Annotated in this window: 17 protein-coding genes; 9 read left to right on the top strand and 8 right to left on the bottom strand. The window is 32.8% G+C overall.

Annotation, left to right across the window (positions count from 1 at the left end; all coding sequences use genetic code 11):
* Positions 1 to 24: 24 nt before the first annotated feature.
* Genes BLV84_RS02335 through BLV84_RS02345 form a run of 3 tightly spaced genes read right to left on the bottom strand, consistent with a single transcriptional unit; the run spans position 25 to position 2,421 of the window.
* Complete coding sequence (locus BLV84_RS02335) at positions 25 to 765, bottom strand: metal ABC transporter ATP-binding protein (RefSeq protein ID WP_093238956.1); 741 nt, start codon at positions 763 to 765, stop codon at positions 25 to 27.
* Between the two features lie 33 nt (positions 766 to 798).
* The gene (locus tag BLV84_RS02340) at positions 799 to 1,710 is read right to left on the bottom strand and encodes a metal ABC transporter solute-binding protein, Zn/Mn family (RefSeq protein WP_093238959.1); all 912 of its coding nucleotides are present in this window, start codon (positions 1,708 to 1,710) and stop codon (positions 799 to 801) included.
* Positions 1,711 to 1,755: 45 nt separating this feature from the next.
* Positions 1,756 to 2,421: a metal-dependent transcriptional regulator gene (locus BLV84_RS02345; RefSeq protein ID WP_093238962.1), complete on the bottom strand. Its 666-nt coding sequence runs from the start codon at positions 2,419 to 2,421 to the stop codon at positions 1,756 to 1,758.
* Positions 2,422 to 2,596: 175 nt separating this feature from the next.
* Here BLV84_RS02345 and BLV84_RS02350 point away from each other — a divergent pair, with 175 nt between their 5' ends.
* The 8 genes from BLV84_RS02350 to BLV84_RS02385 all read left to right on the top strand — a co-directional run bounded on the left by BLV84_RS02350 (position 2,597) and on the right by BLV84_RS02385 (position 10,374).
* A complete protein-coding gene (locus tag BLV84_RS02350; protein ID WP_200796249.1) occupies positions 2,597 to 3,526 on the top strand; it encodes a DMT family transporter in 930 nt (309 codons plus the stop codon).
* Positions 3,527 to 3,598: 72 nt separating this feature from the next.
* A complete protein-coding gene (locus BLV84_RS12675; protein WP_394330492.1) occupies positions 3,599 to 3,811 on the top strand; it encodes a PLDc N-terminal domain-containing protein in 213 nt (70 codons plus the stop codon).
* A 225-nt stretch (positions 3,812 to 4,036) separates the two neighbouring features.
* The gene (locus tag BLV84_RS02360; protein WP_093238971.1) at positions 4,037 to 4,567 is read left to right on the top strand and encodes a sigma-70 family RNA polymerase sigma factor; all 531 of its coding nucleotides are present in this window, start codon (positions 4,037 to 4,039) and stop codon (positions 4,565 to 4,567) included.
* An 88-nt stretch (positions 4,568 to 4,655) separates the two neighbouring features.
* On the top strand, positions 4,656 to 5,024 hold the full coding sequence (locus tag BLV84_RS02365) for a methylglyoxal synthase (RefSeq protein WP_093238974.1): 369 nt from the start codon (positions 4,656 to 4,658) through the stop codon (positions 5,022 to 5,024).
* 11 nt (positions 5,025 to 5,035) lie between these two features.
* A complete protein-coding gene (locus tag BLV84_RS02370; protein ID WP_093238977.1) occupies positions 5,036 to 5,512 on the top strand; it encodes a nucleoside deaminase in 477 nt (158 codons plus the stop codon).
* 12 nt (positions 5,513 to 5,524) lie between these two features.
* Positions 5,525 to 6,040: an NADPH-dependent FMN reductase gene (locus BLV84_RS02375; RefSeq protein ID WP_093238980.1), complete on the top strand. Its 516-nt coding sequence runs from the start codon at positions 5,525 to 5,527 to the stop codon at positions 6,038 to 6,040.
* A gap of 92 nt (positions 6,041 to 6,132) precedes the next feature.
* A complete protein-coding gene (gene sbcD / locus BLV84_RS02380; protein WP_093238986.1) occupies positions 6,133 to 7,341 on the top strand; it encodes an exonuclease SbcCD subunit D C-terminal domain-containing protein in 1,209 nt (402 codons plus the stop codon).
* Between the two features lie 12 nt (positions 7,342 to 7,353).
* Positions 7,354 to 10,374: an AAA family ATPase gene (locus BLV84_RS02385; RefSeq protein WP_093238990.1), complete on the top strand. Its 3,021-nt coding sequence runs from the start codon at positions 7,354 to 7,356 to the stop codon at positions 10,372 to 10,374.
* 116 nt (positions 10,375 to 10,490) lie between these two features.
* Here the strand turns inward: BLV84_RS02385 and BLV84_RS02390 are convergent, their stop codons facing one another.
* From BLV84_RS02390 to BLV84_RS02405, 4 genes are all read right to left on the bottom strand, one after another.
* Positions 10,491 to 11,723, bottom strand: coding sequence for a hypothetical protein (locus BLV84_RS02390; RefSeq protein WP_234953075.1), 1,233 nt, complete (start codon positions 11,721 to 11,723; stop codon positions 10,491 to 10,493).
* Complete coding sequence (locus BLV84_RS02395) at positions 11,692 to 12,126, bottom strand: QcrA and Rieske domain-containing protein (RefSeq protein WP_093238993.1); 435 nt, start codon at positions 12,124 to 12,126, stop codon at positions 11,692 to 11,694. Before BLV84_RS02395 ends, BLV84_RS02390 begins: the two co-directional genes overlap by 32 nt.
* Positions 12,126 to 13,322 (bottom strand): di-heme oxidoredictase family protein, encoded by a 1,197-nt coding sequence (locus tag BLV84_RS02400; RefSeq protein WP_093238996.1) that lies wholly within the window; start codon positions 13,320 to 13,322, stop codon positions 12,126 to 12,128. Before BLV84_RS02400 ends, BLV84_RS02395 begins: the two co-directional genes overlap by 1 nt.
* Before the next feature lie 190 nt (positions 13,323 to 13,512).
* Positions 13,513 to 14,160, bottom strand: coding sequence for a rhomboid family intramembrane serine protease (locus tag BLV84_RS02405; RefSeq protein ID WP_093238999.1), 648 nt, complete (start codon positions 14,158 to 14,160; stop codon positions 13,513 to 13,515).
* A gap of 50 nt (positions 14,161 to 14,210) precedes the next feature.
* On the opposite strand from BLV84_RS02405, the gene BLV84_RS02410 reads away from it, so the two are divergent.
* Positions 14,211 to 15,092, top strand: coding sequence for a lysophospholipid acyltransferase family protein (locus BLV84_RS02410; RefSeq protein WP_093239002.1), 882 nt, complete (start codon positions 14,211 to 14,213; stop codon positions 15,090 to 15,092).
* Between the two features lie 58 nt (positions 15,093 to 15,150).
* Here the strand turns inward: BLV84_RS02410 and ettA are convergent, their stop codons facing one another.
* Positions 15,151 to 16,839: an energy-dependent translational throttle protein EttA gene (ettA, locus tag BLV84_RS02415; RefSeq protein ID WP_093239005.1), complete on the bottom strand. Its 1,689-nt coding sequence runs from the start codon at positions 16,837 to 16,839 to the stop codon at positions 15,151 to 15,153.
* Positions 16,840 to 16,849 lie beyond the last annotated feature (10 nt).

Consider the following 16,849-nt stretch of genomic DNA (forward strand, 5'->3'; position numbering starts at 1 on the left):
TGCTTATCTTTTGCAAGTTTTGAACTATTTATTAACTGCTACTTTATAGTTAATTCCGTAAGTTTTTGTCAGATTTCCATCATTAAATATATCTCGAACTGGACCAGAAGCGATTCCTTTCACGTTTAAAAAAGTAACCCAGTTAAAGTACTCTGGAACAGTTTGTAAATCGTGATGAACAACAATTAAGGTTTTTCCTGCATTCCGTAATTCTTTTAAAATATTGATAATTGCTTTTTCAGTTGTTGCATCAACACCTTGAAAAGGTTCGTCCATCAAATAAATCGATGCATTCTGAACTAAAGCTCTTGCTAAAAAAATTCGTTGTTGTTGACCTCCACTTAGTTGGCTGATTTGTCTGTTTTTAAACTCCAACATTCCTACTTTTTCTAAAGCTTCTAAAGATGTTTTTTTCTCTTTTTGTCCAGGTCTTTTTATCCAACCCAAAGTTCCATAAGTTCCCATCATCACAACATCAAGCGCTGTTGTTGGAAAATCCCAATCCACGCTACCTTTTTGAGGAACATAAGCAACTTTATCAACTTGTTTTTTGTAAGGCTTACCAAAAATTTTGACACTTCCAGCAATGGGTTTTATAATGCCTAAAATGGCCTTTATCAAAGTTGATTTTCCTGCACCATTTGGACCGACAATTGCCATCAAAACACCTTCAGGTATTTTTAAATCAATGTCCCACAGCACTGGTTTATAATCGTAAGCAACTGTTAAGTCATCAACTTGTATAGCGTAAGTTTTTTTTGTCATCGCGTTATTTTTTGTTGTTGAAGTTTTAAAAAATTATTTTAAAGCATCAATAATTGTTCTCACGTTGTATTTAAACATTCCGATATAAGTGCCTTCTTCAGTTCCTGAATTTCCTAAAGCATCAGAGTAAAGTGTCCCTCCTATTTCTACATTAAAACCTTTTGATTTAACTGATTCTTGAAGTGCTTCAATCGTTCTTCTTGGCACACTGCTTTCTATAAAAATAGCTTTCACTTCATTATCAATGATTAATTTCGATAAACGTCTGACGTCTTTAACTCCTGCTTCAGTTGCCGTTGATAAACCTTGCAAACCGATGACATTAAAGCCATAAGCTTTTCCGAAATAACTAAAAGCATCATGTGCAGTCACAAGGATTCTTTTTTCTTCTGGTAATTCTGAAATAATTTCTTTGACTTTTTTTTCTAAAGCATCAAGCTTCTTGAGGTAAACTTTTTCATTTTGTTTATAATAATCTGCACTTTCAGGATCTTGCTTGCTCAACTGATTTGTCAAGTTTTTCGTAATTCGTTTCCAATAAGAAATATCAAACCAAATATGTGGATCGTAACTTCCTGAGAACTCAGTAGAGCTGATCAAATCTTTTTCTTCAAGAATTTCGGCCAAAGCGATTGTGTTACCGCGACGTCCCATTTTTTCAAAAACATCAACCAGTTTTCCTTCTAAATGTAAACCACTGTAAAAAACGATATCTGCTTGAGTCAGTTTACTCACGTCGCCTTCGCTTGCTTTGTATAAATGCGGATCGACACCACTTCCCATTAAACCTTGGACTTGAACAGAATCTCGACCGATATTTTTGACTAAATCTGTAATCATCGTCGTTGTGGTGACAACATTGAGTTTTTCACTTTTTTGATGTCCGGAATTTTGACAACTCCAAAACAGACTCAAACAAAAAATGAATAGTAAAGTGTTTCTCATAACTTGTGTTTTCTTCTTTTGCGAATAGAATTTTATTATTTAAAATTAATTCACTTCAATTTCTTCTATATAAATATTGTCTGTAGCCATTTTAGACAAGGCTATTTCTTTCCCATTAGACTTGACAGTCATGCTTTCATCAAAAGACTCGATGTGGATAACTTCTATTTCAGTTCCTAAACCAATATCTATTTTTTCTAAAAACTGTAAAAAAGAAGAAGAAGTATCATTAAAACCTTTACAAATGCCTTTATGTCCTTTTTGAAGTTGAATCAAACGTTTTGTTGGTGCATCGGGAATATTTCCTTTTTCATCAGGAATCGGGTCACCATGCGGGTCGTACTTGGGTCTTCCTAAAAATCTATCCAACTCTTCGACTAATTTTTGAGATTGAATATGCTCTAATTGCTCCGCAACATCATGGACTTCATCCCAAGCAAAATTAAGTCGATCAACCAGAAATGTTTCCCACAATCGATGCTTACGAATCACTTTTAAGGCTTGTAACTCTCCAGAATTGGTTAGGTGAACACCGTAATATTTTTGATAATCAACTAGATTTTTATCAGCTAATCTTTTAATCATTTCAGTGACTGAGGCAGCTTTAGTATCTAAACTTTCAGCAAGCTCATTAGTCGAAACACCTTTTTCACTTTCTTGTTGTAAATGAAATATGGCTTTTAAATAGTTTTCTTCAGACTGACTAAACATATTATTTAATTAATGCTCAAAGTTACATTTAATTTATCAAAAATTAAAAATTAGCACATCCTAAATTTTTATAAATAAGAATTAAAAAACAGCTCATTTATGGTTCTTCAACTCATAAATACTTTGTAAGATTGTCAGATATATTTTAGACTTATTTAATCAAAAGTAATTGCTCATGAAAAACCAGAAAACAGCCTATATTTATGCTATCATTGCTGTTATATTATGGGGAACTGTGGCTACGGCCATGAAAATGTCAATGGAATATTTTGATTTTTTTCAGTTGCTCTTTTTGTCAGTCTTTGTTTCGTTAATCACACTTTTTTGTGTTGTTGCTTATCAAAAAAAGTTAAAAAACATTTTTAAATGGCCAGTAAAGGCTTATTTAAAATCAGCTATTTTTGGATTGGTCAATCCATTTGTTTATTACATCGTTTTATTTAAAGCTTATGAATTATTGCCTGCTCAAGAAGCACAGCCATTAAATTACACTTGGCCAATTATGATTACTTTATTATCCATTCCAATTTTAAAACAAAAAATCAGTTTTAAAAACTTTACGGCGATTTTGATTAGTTTCCTTGGTGTAATGATTATTTCAACAAGAGGTCAACTGGCTGATTTTTCGTTTAGCAATCCTGAAGGCGCAGCATTTGGTTTAGCGTCTGCTGTGGTCTGGGCATTATTTTGGGTCTATAATATTAAAGATGAAAGAGATGAAATCAGTAAACTTTTTCTCAATTTTTTCTTTGGAATGATTTATATCACAATCGCTCTTTTTGTTTTTTCTGAGTTTCCTGAATATTCAGGTCAGCACTTTTTAAGTGCCGCTTATGTGGGCTTATTTGAAATGGGAATCACTTTTATCATTTGGTCTTTAGCGCTTAAAAAATCTAAGCAAACGGCTGGTGTAAGTAAGCTAATTTATCTTGTTCCGTTTATTTCTTTAGTTGTTATATATTTCGTTTTAGGTGAAGAAATTCAAAAATCAACACTTTATGGACTCGTTTTTATCATCAGTGGATTAATATTTGATAACATCAATTTCACAAAATTATTAGGAAAAATCAAAAAGAAAACAATCAAGAAAGTTCAAAAGCTGTAACAGTTTTTGAAAGCTATTTATTATTCATAAATTTACGATTATAAATATTAGAGTATGAATCCAAATTTTATGATGTTAGCATTAATCTTACTAAGCCTGACGCTTTGGATTTGGGCAGTTTTAGACATTAGTCGAAGGCAATTTAAATCAAGATTGACTAAAGCTATCAGTTTAATTTGTGTTTTTATGTTTCCTATTATAGTACCACTACTCTACTTTCAGTTGAAGGAAAAGTTGATAATTCAGAAAAAAAGAATTTTCAATAAAGAATTAAAACACTGTTAATCAGTTTTACATGATGAAAAGTGAAATTATCTCAAAAACAGTGTATCCTTTTTGAGTTTGTCTCGTCTCCTTAATGAACCTATAAAAATCAAATCTTATGAATAATTGCGAATGTACGAACTGCGAATGCACAAAGTGTAATTGTGTAAATTGTAAAACAAGCGATTGCCCTTGCGATGTTTGTGAATGTTCAAAATGTAGCTGCTGTAATTAATTAAATCATCTATGAGTTTTCAAACCTCTGACATTTGGAATGACCACAGCAGTGAAATGTACTTTTTCTGTTTAAAAAAAGTACAAAATGAAGACATTGCCAAGGAGGTTTTACAAAATACTTTTTTTAAAATTCATAAAAACATAAATCAATTGAAAAGCCCGTCTCAATCGAGATCATGGGCTTTTCAAATTTTAAGAAATGAGATCATCAATTATCATAGAGAAGGCTTACCTCAAGATGATCATGAAGATTTATCCGCTCTATCAAGTGATGAATTTAAAGATCAGTTTTGTTGTTTTGAAAGATTTATCAACGAATTACCTCCACACTATAAAACAGCAATTACCTTAGTTTACATTAAAGGTAAAAAACAAAGTGAAGCCGCTGAACTCATCGGAATTAGTCTCGCAAATATGAAAGCACGCATCAGGCGAGCAAAAGACATCTTAAAAAAACGTTTTAATGAATGTTGCCAATTTTCATTTAATGATAAAGGCGAACTCATCGGCGAATCTAATTGTGCGCATTGCGAAGATTAAGCTTACATTTTCTTAATGATTTCCTCATAATAAAGACTCATTATCCCTTTAAAATCAATTATATTTACGTGAAAACTAAATGTAATTTATGGAAGTAGCACTTATTGCTCATGATGGTAAAAAAGCCGAAATGGTTCAATTTATCAATGAGTTTCAAGATTTCTTTACAAGAGAAGATATCTCTCTTGTTTCAACAGGAACAACAGGTTTAAAGGTTGAAAAAGCTGGCTTCAAAGTCACACGATTTCTTTCTGGACCTATTGGTGGCGATGCACAAATCGCTGCCCGAATTGCAACTGGCCAATGCAAATTGGTTTTATTTTTTAGAGATCCTTTAGAAAAACATCCGCACGAACCTGATGTATTAATGTTACTTAGAATTTGTGATGTCCACGATATTCCTCTAGCTACAAATCCTGCTACTGCAGCACTACTCATCAAATCTCTCAAACAATAATCTTTTATATTATGGAAAAAAATCATGAATACTTTATCCAAAAGGCAATAGAACTTGCCGAAAAAGGTATGAATAAAAACGCTGGCGGTCCTTTTGGGTGCGTCGTTGTTAAGGACGATGAAATCATTGCTGAAGGCTTTAACCAAGTCACAACTGATAATGACCCAACAGCGCATGCTGAAGTTGTGGCGATTAGAAAAGCTTGTGAAAACTTACAGAATTTTCAGTTAGAAAATTGTATAATTTATACCTCATGCGAGCCGTGTCCAATGTGCTTAGGCGCGATTTACTGGTCGAGACCCAAAGCTGTTTATTATGCATGCACCAAAGAAGATGCTGCAGAAATAGACTTTGATGATCAATTTATTTATGATGAAATAGACAAAGATATTTCTACGCGTTCAATTGAATTTATAAATATCGAAAGAGAAAAAGGCGTTGAAGTTTTTAAACAATGGAAAGTAAAAGCTGATAAAACAGCTTATTAAATTTTAAAATTCATGAAAATTCTTGGTATTTCAGGTTCTGCAAGTCAAAAAAGCAGTAATTATTACATGCTGAAAGCTATACAGAAAAGCATTGCCGATAAACATCAAATGCAGGTGTATGATGATATACATGCTTTTGAGTTGTTTACACCTGAAAAATTAAAAAAAGGTGTTCCTGGAGATATTCAGAATTTTAAGGAGAGTATTTTAGAAGCTGATGCAATTATCATTTCAACGCCAGAATACACACATAATATACCTGCCGTTCTTAAAAACATGATTGAATGGTGTACACATTCTGGAGAGTTTTCAGAAAAAAGAATTTTGCCAATCACTTTTACGCCAAAAGAACCACGAGGAGAGTTTGCCATGCAATCATTATTGAATTCTTTACAAACCATGAAAGCCAAAATTGTAATGGAATTTCCGCTTTATAAAACCGATGTCATTATTGAAAACCAAGAGATCAAATTCCCTAATGAGATTCAAGATATGATAGATGAAGCTCTCTTTCTTCTCATGAATTAAAATCTTCAAGTTTAAACACTTTTAAACCTATCATTTTTAATCAGAAAATGATAAATTGCAATTGACATACATTCGATTTCACTCCCGTAATTATGAAAATTTTACACACAGCCGATTGGCATATTGGCAAACGCTTACACAAACATTATTTATACGCTGATTTTGACCTTTACATCGGTTGGCTTAGTGATTTAGTTGTTGAAAAAAAAATTGATGCTATTCTTATTTCAGGTGATGTTTTTGATTTAGCTAATCCTTCAGCCGAAGCTAGAAAGCAATATTATCAATCTTTGGTTGCTTTAAATAAGCTTAACTGTCATGTCATTATCACTGGTGGAAATCACGATTCGCCAAGTATGCTTGATGCGCCAAAAGATTTATTATCAGCTTTGAAAGTCAATGTCATTGGTGGTTTACCTGAAAACATGGAGGATTGCATCATTCCTTTACCAAATTCAAAACAACCTGAAGTTGTAATCGCTGCCCTTCCCTATTTACGCGATGCTGATGTTCGTAAATCAGAAGAAGGACAAACTTATGAAGATAGATTGCAAGCAATTCAGAAAGGAATACAAATGCGTTTTGATGAAGCTGCTGAAATTTGTGAAACCAAATATCCTGACTTGCCCGCAATAGCGATGGGACATTTATATGCAGCAGGCGTCAGCACTTCAGAAAGTGAGAGAGATATACAAATTGGTAATCAGGCTGCTTTTCACGCTGAGCAATTCAATTCACATTTTAATTATGTTGCTTTAGGACATATTCACCAACCTCAGCAAGTTAATTCTAACGTTCCAACATATTACAGCGGTTCACCTCTTATGCTTTCTTTCAGTGAAAGACGTGATGAAAAGAGGGTTTTATTACTCGATACAACAAATAATTTAGCTGTCGAAAATATTCAGATTCCGAAATTCAGACAATTATTAAAAATAAGTGGCACACTTGAAGAAATAGAAAATAAGTTATCTCATCTAGATGCAATCGGACATTTAAAAAGCTTAGTAGAAATTGAAATGATTGAAAAGGACTTTAGTCAAAATAAATTGACATTATTAGATCAATTAGTGAGTGATTTTAATCATAAAGATTTCGAAATTGTTAAACACAGAGCCAGTTTTAAAAATGAGCAGGTAAAAACCAGTGAAATTTATAAAATCAATCAAAATTTAGAAGATCTCAAACCCAAAGAAGTTTTTGACAATTTGATCGAACAAGAATCTTATTCAGAAAAAGAAAAAACTGAACTGAGACAAACATTTATTGAACTTGAAGAACTTCTAAATACTGAATTATAAGCTTTTATCCTCATGAAAATTTTAAAAATAAAGTTTAAAAACATCAATTCTTTAAAAGGTGACCACGAAATTGATTTTACAAAAACACCTTTTACAGAGAATAATTTATTTGCCATCACAGGACCAACAGGAAGCGGGAAAACAACATTGTTGGACGTAATTTCATTAGCACTTTTCAATCAAGTTCCGCGATTAGGAAAAATGAGCAAATCTGAAATTTCTAATAAAGGTGCCATCTTAACGCGTAATCAAAAAGAGGCCTCTGCTGAAGTCACTTACAGTTGTCAATCTGGTATTTATCGCTCACAATGGAACATTTCAACAGCGAGAACTGGGAATTTAAGAGACTACGAAATGTCAATTACAGATATTTCTAATGATAAAAGTTTAGATTATAAAAAAGGAGATGTTCCTGCAAAAAATGAAGAATTGATTGGCTTAAATTACGATCAATTTATTAAGTCCGTTGTACTTGCTCAGGGTGAATTTGCGAAATTTTTAAAAGTAAAAAAAGAGGAGCGTGGCGAATTGCTTGAAAAAATTACTGGAACAGGTATTTATAGAAGATTAGGTCAAACGGCATTTTATAAATATCGTGACTTGGATAATGCGGTTAAAAAACAAAAAGATAAAATTTCCACCCATAAGGAAGTGCTTATTTCTGAAAAAGAGTTTGAAGAAAAAGAAAAGTTAGCTCAAGAAACACACAAGGAAAAAGAAAAGATTAGCAAGCTTTTGAAAGCTTTAGAACTTCAAATTAATGATAAGCGGACATATCTTCAACATCAAGATGATCTTGAAAAGTTTAAAAATCAGATCAAAGAAAACGAAGATAGAATTTCAGTTTTTGAGAAAGAAAAAGGAGTTCAGCTCAAAAAACATAATGAATTACAAGCCTATATTGAGAATATTCAAAAATGGAAAGATTTAAACAAACAGCTTCAACAACTTGAATCTCAAAAGGAAGAAAATCGTCAAAAGCTTGAGAATGTCAATCAAAATCTTGAGCAAAATAAAGACGAATTTGCTTCTCTTTTTGGTTTAAATACAAATGATAAAAACTTTGAGGACAAGCTCGTTAAATACAAAGAAACAGTAAGGAAATTTAAAAAAGAACGCGAAGAAATACTTACAGCTTATAAAACTTTAGCAAACTCGATTGATGAAAATTTGGCAGATTTTAAATTAAAATTAAATCAAAAACATCCGAGTTCAAGCTTACAAGAAGTTCAAGATTTAACTAATGAAATTCTGAATAAAAAAGAAGAATTAGAAAAACAATATTCTTTTTCTGAAACGACTGATATTGAATATGAACAAAAAGAAATTAAAGAAAAATTAAAGCAAATTTGGAATGCTGAAAAATGTCATTCAGAACTATCTCGAAAAAACGAAACAGTTAAAAATTTAGAGAAAGATCTGAAAGAGAGTCTGAAAGAAATTGAGAATTATCCTGCTCAAATTAAAGATTTAAAAAGCAAAATTCAGCTTCAAGATTCGCAACTTGAGGCTAAGGAAAGTCATTTAAAAAACGCTGAACTTCAGAAGAAACTTGAAGATTATAGAATAGATTTAAAACCTAATGAGCCTTGTCCGCTTTGTGGTAGTTTAGATCATCCGCTTGCTGAAAATCATCCTAAAGCCGATGATCAGTTAGAGAAAGAAATTCAGGAATTAACTGAAATTTTAAATAAAAACAAAACACAGTTGACACAGTTTGAAACAAAGTTGGAGACTGTCAATAAACAAAACTCTAAAACTGAAAATCAGTTAGAATCTTTGACTTCAGAATTAGATTCTTTAAAAATTTCATATCAAAAACAATTTGAAAACTTAGAGGTTGATACAGATTCTCTTTCTGAATCAAAGGAAAGATTGGAAAACAAAAGTGAAGCTCTAAATGATTTTTATAAATATCAACAAGCTTTATCGCAACTTCAAAAAAGCAAAAATTCTATTGTTAATTTAGAAGACTTACTCAATAAGGGACGTTCCAAAAAAGAAGAAATCGAACAACTGTTTGAAGGTGATAACTTTGAAAATAAAATCAATCAATCAGAAAGAAATTACCTGAGTTTATCAAAAGAAAAAGAACAGCTTGACAGTTTAAAATCAAAGATTGAAGAAGAAGATGAAAACATTGATAACCAATATCAAAAGCAAAACGACTATTTAAAAAATTGCCTAGAACCTCTTAATTATGAAAATGTTTCTGAAGCAATCAAGCATATTTTACCTCATCAAATTTTTCAGAAATATCAAGATGAAAAACAGACTTATGAAAACCAAAAAATCAGTCTGAACACAAGTCAAAAAGATTTAAGTGAACAAATCGATAAACTCAAAGAAAAAGTAGGCTCTGAAACTATTGATGATTTAAAAGAAAATTATAAAAACAAACAAAATCGTTTACAAGATACTGAAAATCAACTCAATGAATTCAACCGATTAATTAAAAATCAAAAAGAAACACTTCAAACAATATCTGATATAAAGGAAAAAATTGGAGAGCAACTTAAAATAAATCATCGTTGGAAAATGATGAATGATTTAATTGGTGATTCAAAAGGAAAAAAATTTAATGACTATGCGCAAAACTTAACGCTTTCGCAACTTCTTGTTTTAGCAAATGAACGCTTGAGATTATTAACCGATCGCTATCAAATTGATAAAGCAGCAAAAGGTGAAGATGACAGTTTAATCGCTATTGATGCTCATATGGGTGGACAACGAAGATCAGTCAAAACGCTTTCAGGAGGTGAAACTTTCATTATGAGTTTGGCTTTAGCATTAGCTTTATCAGATTTTGCTTCACGCAAAGTAGAAATTAACAGCCTTTTTATCGATGAAGGTTTCGGAACTTTAGATCCAGAAACTCTAGATCAAACATTAGACACTTTAGAAGTTTTACAAGCAAAATCTTCTAAAACAATTGGTATTATTAGTCATGTCAGCAGTTTAAAAGAACGTATTTCTACACAAATACAATTAACCCAAAATGGACAAGGTTACAGCACTTTAAAAGTTATTTAAATAAAAAAGAGGCTCTGTTGAAGTCATTTTTGGCTTTATGAACAATGAAAGCAGTAGAATTTATTTCTGCCTCAAACTTCTGACTTACCAGAACCTCTTTTATCAATATATTTAACTTAAAAATATGTGCTAAACCCGAAATACCAAGTTGCTGCTTCTTCAGCTGGATTATTAATTACATCTGTATCCCATTGGTATCTGTAATTAATCCTAAAAACAGTTCCTGGCGTTGGCCTAAAACTGATAGCTGGCGTAACGGCAATTCGTTCATCACCAATATTGGTGTTTGTTTCTTTAAACTTGCCTATATTCCAATCAACATAATCAAAACGGGCGGCGAAATTTAAGCTCGCATTCTCCCATTCCAAAACTTTGTTTTGGTAAATAGGCTGAACGACATCAACAAAAGCACCGAATTGTTTTTCGCCATATTGCTGCGTATAAGTTGAAGGAATATCAATCCAACTCCAAGCGGCTTCTCCTATTATTGTTGTATTAGTCGCTTTAATTGTTGTGTTGAAATCGAGTGCAAAAACATCTAACCGAGCTTTGTCTTCAATTTCCTCACCATCGTCTTCAAATTTATTGTAAGTTCCACCCATGTATGAAATACCAAGCTCTCCAAGATTTCTATTTTTGATAGATACTTTTCCTGTAAAAGTTGCTTTTCCACTGTGATTTTCCATGAAGCGTTCTGGGTTTTCTTTTGCAGATGGCAAATAGGTTTTATCTTCTTCATTTGAAATAATCGTATTGTCAAAACCATTTGTCACATAAGCTTCATAACCAAAAATCCAGTTACCAGCATAAGTTTTACCATAAGCACCAAAACCTGCATTGGATAAAGTTGCTGCTAACATATTCACAGCCATATCAGGACGCTCAACAAATTCCCATTTTGGGCCATCGTGATTTTGATTAAAGGCACCAATAGGATTCATCACAATACCACCTCTAAAATTCAGTAAAGGATCCAAAGTAACATCAATTGCTGCAAACTCGATAGCCATTTCTTCTCCTCCATCTTCAATTTCGAGTTCTGTCATAAAACTGATACGCTTAGCAATGTTTGCTGACATAAAAAGAGTTAATCTTCTGGCTTGAAAGGATAAACCATCAGAAATTCCTTCTTCTGTACTATAAATTGAATTGGCTTCTAAATAACCGCCAAGCGTAACGGGAGATTTATCTGAAGTTAAAGAAGGTTTATTAACAGCAGCATCCATATTCATTTGAGAAGCTGAATTTTTCTTTGTTTTTAATGAGTCTTGAGCATGAGATGCAAAGCTCAATATAAATAAAAAACTAAATATGAGTTTAATTAAGGTAGATGTAGATATTCTGATCATCTGTTGTTGTTTTAAATGTTTTTAATTGTTCTTCTGCAGGGCCTTCAAGCACTTCACCTGTTGTTGTAAATTCGCTTCCGTGACAAGGACAAGAATAAATATTGCCGCCAACGTTGAGTTCACAACCTCTGTGTGTGCATTTTAAAAGAGAAGCCACATAGTTATCTTCTTCAATTTTGTATAACGAAATAGGAAAATCTGTATCTTGAGGTGTGACCAAAACATACTTTCTTTCTTTATTTTTGTCATTAATAAACTCTGATTTTTCCACAATTATTTTCCCTCCTTTTTCTAAAGTATCTGCATAATAAATACTTGAACATGACTGCAGAACTTGAGAAGCAAGCGGAATTCCCACAACACAAATTCCTAATGTTTTGACAAATTTTTTTCTATCCATCATTAAAGTGATTCTAAAAATGCAAGAAGTTTATTCTTCTCTTCGTCTGAAAGATTTTCATACATATTTCTGCTATTTATAGCTTCACCTCCATGAAGCATTATGGCTTGCTGGATGCTGTGCGCTCGACCATCATGCATCAAGTAATATGCATTTCCTTGTGAGTCTCCAGAAAGTCCTAATCCCCAAAGTGGTGCAGTTCTCCATTGAGCTGAGGTTGCAGTTCCTTCAGTGTAACCATCATCTAATTCAGGTCCCATATCATGTAAAAGTAAATCTGTGTAAGGATGGAAAGTTTTATTGGAAATGGCATCAATTGGCGAATAACCCGTTTGCATTTCTGGCAAATGACATTTTGCACAATCAATGGTTTCAAAAACTTGTTGTCCCGCTATAACATTTGGATCATCTTGATTTCTTTGAATTGGTGCTTTTAAGGTTTTAAGATAAAAAACAACATCATTAACTGTTTTTTCATCAATTTCAGGTTCTTGCATATCACCACTATAAGTATCATAAGGTTCATATACAGATGTGATTCCAATATCTTGATTATAAGCATCAGCGGTTTGTTCTAGCAAATTATAGACCGATGCTTTTTTACCAAAACGTGTAATATACATTCCATTTTGAGTAACAGCATCGACATGAGGTTTTACATAATCAGGAATATGATTCCAATGCACAACACCACGAATACCATCATCATCAAGATCATTTGGGTCTTGTAAACTCAATAAATAATCGTCGGTTACAGCCTCTAAAAAACCTAAACCAGTAACAATTGGTGCGACTAATTTTGTGTGAGGTGCTCCAGATGGTAAGTTCTCAGGTTCATAGCCTGGTAAAGCTTTGTTTTGCAGCTGAGGCCCACCTTGATCTAAAAAGTGATTACCTGTTTCATCACTTTGTCCAAATCTTGTAAAACCATTAAAAGGATGTCCTTTACCATCTCCTGCATGGCAGCTAACACAACTGGTTCCTGTAAAGATTGGACCTAAACCTGTTTCGGTTGTAAAAATCTGATCGTTAAAAGCAACATCACCAAGAACAAATCGTCTTGACTCGGCTTTTGATAAACCTTCTGTTGGGCCATCCAATAATTCATATTCTTCTGGCTCTCCAGTTGCTGTCAACTCACAAGAACTGAAAAATACAATTCCTAAAATTAGGATAACAAAATTTAAATAAGTTTTCATTGAAATTAATTTTTAGGCAAAACTAATTTTAAAAACAAGAATAACAAAATTTATATCAAAGATTTGTCTAAATCAAAAGATATAAATGTGGATAGATGTTATAAAATGACATCAATCATTTCAAAAGAAATAGTTTACTTATTAGATAAATCCAAAGTGTTAGATATCGTGAGAAATCAAAAAACAACTACTATATTTTTTTAAAAAACTTAAGAATAAAAAGAAGTAAAATTGGTGCTGCTAATAAAATAACCATAAATAAATGATTGGTTAAGACACTTGGCACTAGTAGAATTGTGAAGATATATCCACCCATTGCGCCACCAAAATGCGCATCGTGACCAATTGAATCATTTCGGTTTTTCATACCCCAAATCGAGTAAAGTAAATATCCAATACCAAAAACATAAGCGGGAATTGGAATGATAAAAAAGAGACCTAACATCATATCAGGCTGCAATAATATTGCGGCATAAAGTACGCCAATAACAGCACCACTTGCACCAACTGCGGAATAATAAGCTTCGTTTTTATGGAAAAGATAAGAAAGCATATTACCAATTAATAAACTTCCAAAATAAATTAATACAAACCCTATTTGTCCAACATAAGCAATCACTGTTCCTGCAAAAAAATACAACGTCAACATATTTACAAAAAGATGTGTTGTATTGATGTGCAGAAAACCAGATGATAACATTCTGATTTTTTCGCCAGATTGTAATCTCGCTATTTGAAACTTATACTGTTCAAAGAAAGATAAATCTTTAAACCCTTTGAATGACATCAAAACATTGGCAACAATAATCAAAATCGTGATCACATCTAAATTGTACATAAGCTTAGTTTAGCGGACAAATATACTTATCTTTGCACAAATTTTGACACATGCAAAGACTAGCTTTTCATATTGTTTATCCACTTCTAAAGCTGATTTCAATCCTTCCTTTTAAGTTACTCTATCTCTTGTCAGATATCGTTTTTGTTTTGATGTATACTATTTTTGGTTACCGAAAAAAAGTTGTTAGAGCTAATTTAAAACTCGCTTTTCCCGAAAAAACCACTAAGGAAAGGAATAAAATAATGCGAGCTTTTTACAGGCACCTATGTGATTTAATATTCGAGGCAATTAAATCCATACACATCTCTGAAGAAAAACTTAAGAAAAGGTTCAAGTTTGAAAACATAGAAATGATCAGAGATATTGAAAACCAAAACAAAAGTATAGTGCTCATGCTCTCTCATTATGGTAATTGGGAATGGATTTTCATTATGCAATCTTTTATAAAATCAAGAGGTTACGGTGTTTATAAACGCCTTAGAAATAAGCATTTTGATAAGTTAGTTAGAGACATTCGAGCAAAGTTTAATACTGATTTAATTACAACAAAAGAAACTATTGAGATTTTAACAAAATCAAAATTAAATAATGAATTATCAATCAGTGGATTTATCTCAGATCAATCTCCTAAACCTCAAAAAGCATATCATTGGAATGAGTTTATGGGTGTTTATGTCCCTGTGCATACGGGTGCTGAATTATTAGCCAAAAAATTTGATTCTACTGTTGTTTTTGCGGCTATTGATAAAGTAAAGCGCGGTCATTACGTTTGTAGATTTGAAACACTCGCTTCTGATCCTTCAGAGTTTGATGATTATGAAATTACTGATCAATTTTTAAAACTCACTGAAGATCAAATCAAGAAAAAGCCGGAATATTATCTCTGGACACATAAAAGATGGAAGCATCGCAAAAAAAGAGAAATATAAAAAAAGCTGCCTTAAATAAAATTAAGGCAGCTTTTTCAGTTATGATCTGTGATAGAAATTAACGAACTAACTTTTTATATTTAATACGTTTTGGCATGATATCGCCGCCTAAACGCTGTTTCTTATTTTCTTCATAATCACTGAAGCTTCCTTCAAAGAAATAAACTTGCGAGTCTCCTTCAAAAGCAAGAATATGCGTACAAATACGATCTAAGAACCACCTGTCGTGCGATATTACAACTGCACAACCTGCAAAATTTTCTAAACCTTCTTCTAAAGCTCGAAGTGTGTTGACATCAAGGTCGTTAGTCGGCTCATCCAGTAAAAGAACATTACCTTCTTCTTTCAGCGTCATTGCTAAATGCAAACGGTTTCTTTCTCCTCCAGATAAAGTTTCTACTTTCTTGTTTTGCTCACTTCCTGAGAAATTAAAACGACTTAAATAAGCTCTTGAGTTCACTTTTCGTCCGCCCATCATGACCATATCTTGACCATCACTGAAATTTTCCCAAATTGATTTTTGCGAATCTATATTAGAATGACTTTGATCAACATAAGCGATTTTTGCAGTTTCACCAACAACAAATTCACCTTTATCAGGTTGCTCCTCTCCCATGATCATTTTAAAAATCGTTGTTTTACCAGCACCGTTTGGACCAATAACGCCAACAATTCCAGCTTGAGGTAAATTAAAGTTTAAGTCATCATAAAGCAATTTTTCGCCATAAGCTTTACTCACATTTTTAGCATCAATAACATTAGTTCCTAAACGTGGTCCGTTAGGAATGAAAATTTCCAGCTTATTATCAAGTTGCTCTTGATCTTGACTCATCAATTTATCGTAATTCTTCAAACGTGCTTTTTGCTTTGCCTGTCGACCTTTTGGAGCCATATTTACCCACTCGAGTTCTCGCTCTAAAGTTTTCTGACGCTTAGAAGCCTGCTTCTGCTCTTGCGCCATACGTTTAGATTTTTGATCTAACCAAGACGAGTAGTTTCCTTTCCAAGGAATGCCTTCACCACGGTCAAGTTCAAGAATCCAACCAGCAACATTATCCAAGAAATAACGGTCGTGCGTTACTGCGATAACCGTTCCTTTATATTGCTGTAAATGATGCTCAAGCCAATGTACAGACTCAGCATCCAAGTGGTTTGTTGGCTCATCGAGTAGTAAAACATCAGGTTCTTTGAGTAATAAACGGCAAAGTGCCACACGTCTTTTTTCACCACCAGAAAGAACGCCAATCTTCTTATCAGCTTCTGGTGTACGCAAAGCGTCCATTGCAATTTCTAGCTTGTTATCAAGCTCCCATGCATTTGTTGCATCGATTTTATCTTGTAAAACAGCCTGACGATCCATGAGTTTCTGCATTTTATCAGCATCCTCATAAACTTCTGGTAAACCAAAATCATCATTAATTTTATTGTATTCATCTAAAATAGCAACAACATCTGCAACGCCTTCCTTAACAACTTCAATCACTGTTTTCTCAGGATCTAGTTTTGGTTCTTGCTCGAGGTAACCCACAGAATAATCTTGTGAGAAAACGACATCACCTTGATAATTCTTTTCAAGACCCGCAATGATTTTCATCAAAGTCGATTTACCTGAACCATTAAGACCTAAAATACCTATCTTAGCTCCGTAAAAAAAGCTGAGATAGATATTTTTAAGCACTGGCTTTGACGAACCTGGATAGGTTTTGCTCACGCCAGACATTGAAAAAATTACTTTCTTTTCTTCCATATTATTATTT

The sequence above is a fragment of the Psychroflexus halocasei genome, assembly GCF_900107595.1.
Lineage (GTDB): Bacteria > Bacteroidota > Bacteroidia > Flavobacteriales > Flavobacteriaceae > Psychroflexus > Psychroflexus halocasei.

What these genes read in the sequence shown, in the direction of transcription:
- BLV84_RS02335 (WP_093238956.1), bottom strand. Translation starts at nt 765, where the DNA reads ATGACAAAAAAAACTTACGCTATACAAGTTGATGACTTAACAGTTGCT.
- BLV84_RS02340 (WP_093238959.1), bottom strand. Translation starts at nt 1,710, where the DNA reads ATGAGAAACACTTTACTATTCATTTTTTGTTTGAGTCTGTTTTGGAGT.
- BLV84_RS02345 (WP_093238962.1), bottom strand. Translation starts at nt 2,421, where the DNA reads ATGTTTAGTCAGTCTGAAGAAAACTATTTAAAAGCCATATTTCATTTA.
- BLV84_RS02350 (WP_200796249.1), top strand. Translation starts at nt 2,597, where the DNA reads ATGAAAAACCAGAAAACAGCCTATATTTATGCTATCATTGCTGTTATA.
- BLV84_RS12675 (WP_394330492.1), top strand. Translation starts at nt 3,599, where the DNA reads ATGTTAGCATTAATCTTACTAAGCCTGACGCTTTGGATTTGGGCAGTT.
- BLV84_RS02360 (WP_093238971.1), top strand. Translation starts at nt 4,037, where the DNA reads ATGAGTTTTCAAACCTCTGACATTTGGAATGACCACAGCAGTGAAATG.
- BLV84_RS02365 (WP_093238974.1), top strand. Translation starts at nt 4,656, where the DNA reads ATGGAAGTAGCACTTATTGCTCATGATGGTAAAAAAGCCGAAATGGTT.
- BLV84_RS02370 (WP_093238977.1), top strand. Translation starts at nt 5,036, where the DNA reads ATGGAAAAAAATCATGAATACTTTATCCAAAAGGCAATAGAACTTGCC.
- BLV84_RS02375 (WP_093238980.1), top strand. Translation starts at nt 5,525, where the DNA reads ATGAAAATTCTTGGTATTTCAGGTTCTGCAAGTCAAAAAAGCAGTAAT.
- sbcD (WP_093238986.1), top strand. Translation starts at nt 6,133, where the DNA reads ATGAAAATTTTACACACAGCCGATTGGCATATTGGCAAACGCTTACAC.
- BLV84_RS02385 (WP_093238990.1), top strand. Translation starts at nt 7,354, where the DNA reads ATGAAAATTTTAAAAATAAAGTTTAAAAACATCAATTCTTTAAAAGGT.
- BLV84_RS02390 (WP_234953075.1), bottom strand. Translation starts at nt 11,723, where the DNA reads ATGATCAGAATATCTACATCTACCTTAATTAAACTCATATTTAGTTTT.
- BLV84_RS02395 (WP_093238993.1), bottom strand. Translation starts at nt 12,126, where the DNA reads ATGATGGATAGAAAAAAATTTGTCAAAACATTAGGAATTTGTGTTGTG.
- BLV84_RS02400 (WP_093238996.1), bottom strand. Translation starts at nt 13,322, where the DNA reads ATGAAAACTTATTTAAATTTTGTTATCCTAATTTTAGGAATTGTATTT.
- BLV84_RS02405 (WP_093238999.1), bottom strand. Translation starts at nt 14,160, where the DNA reads ATGTACAATTTAGATGTGATCACGATTTTGATTATTGTTGCCAATGTT.
- BLV84_RS02410 (WP_093239002.1), top strand. Translation starts at nt 14,211, where the DNA reads ATGCAAAGACTAGCTTTTCATATTGTTTATCCACTTCTAAAGCTGATT.
- ettA (WP_093239005.1), bottom strand. Translation starts at nt 16,839, where the DNA reads ATGGAAGAAAAGAAAGTAATTTTTTCAATGTCTGGCGTGAGCAAAACC.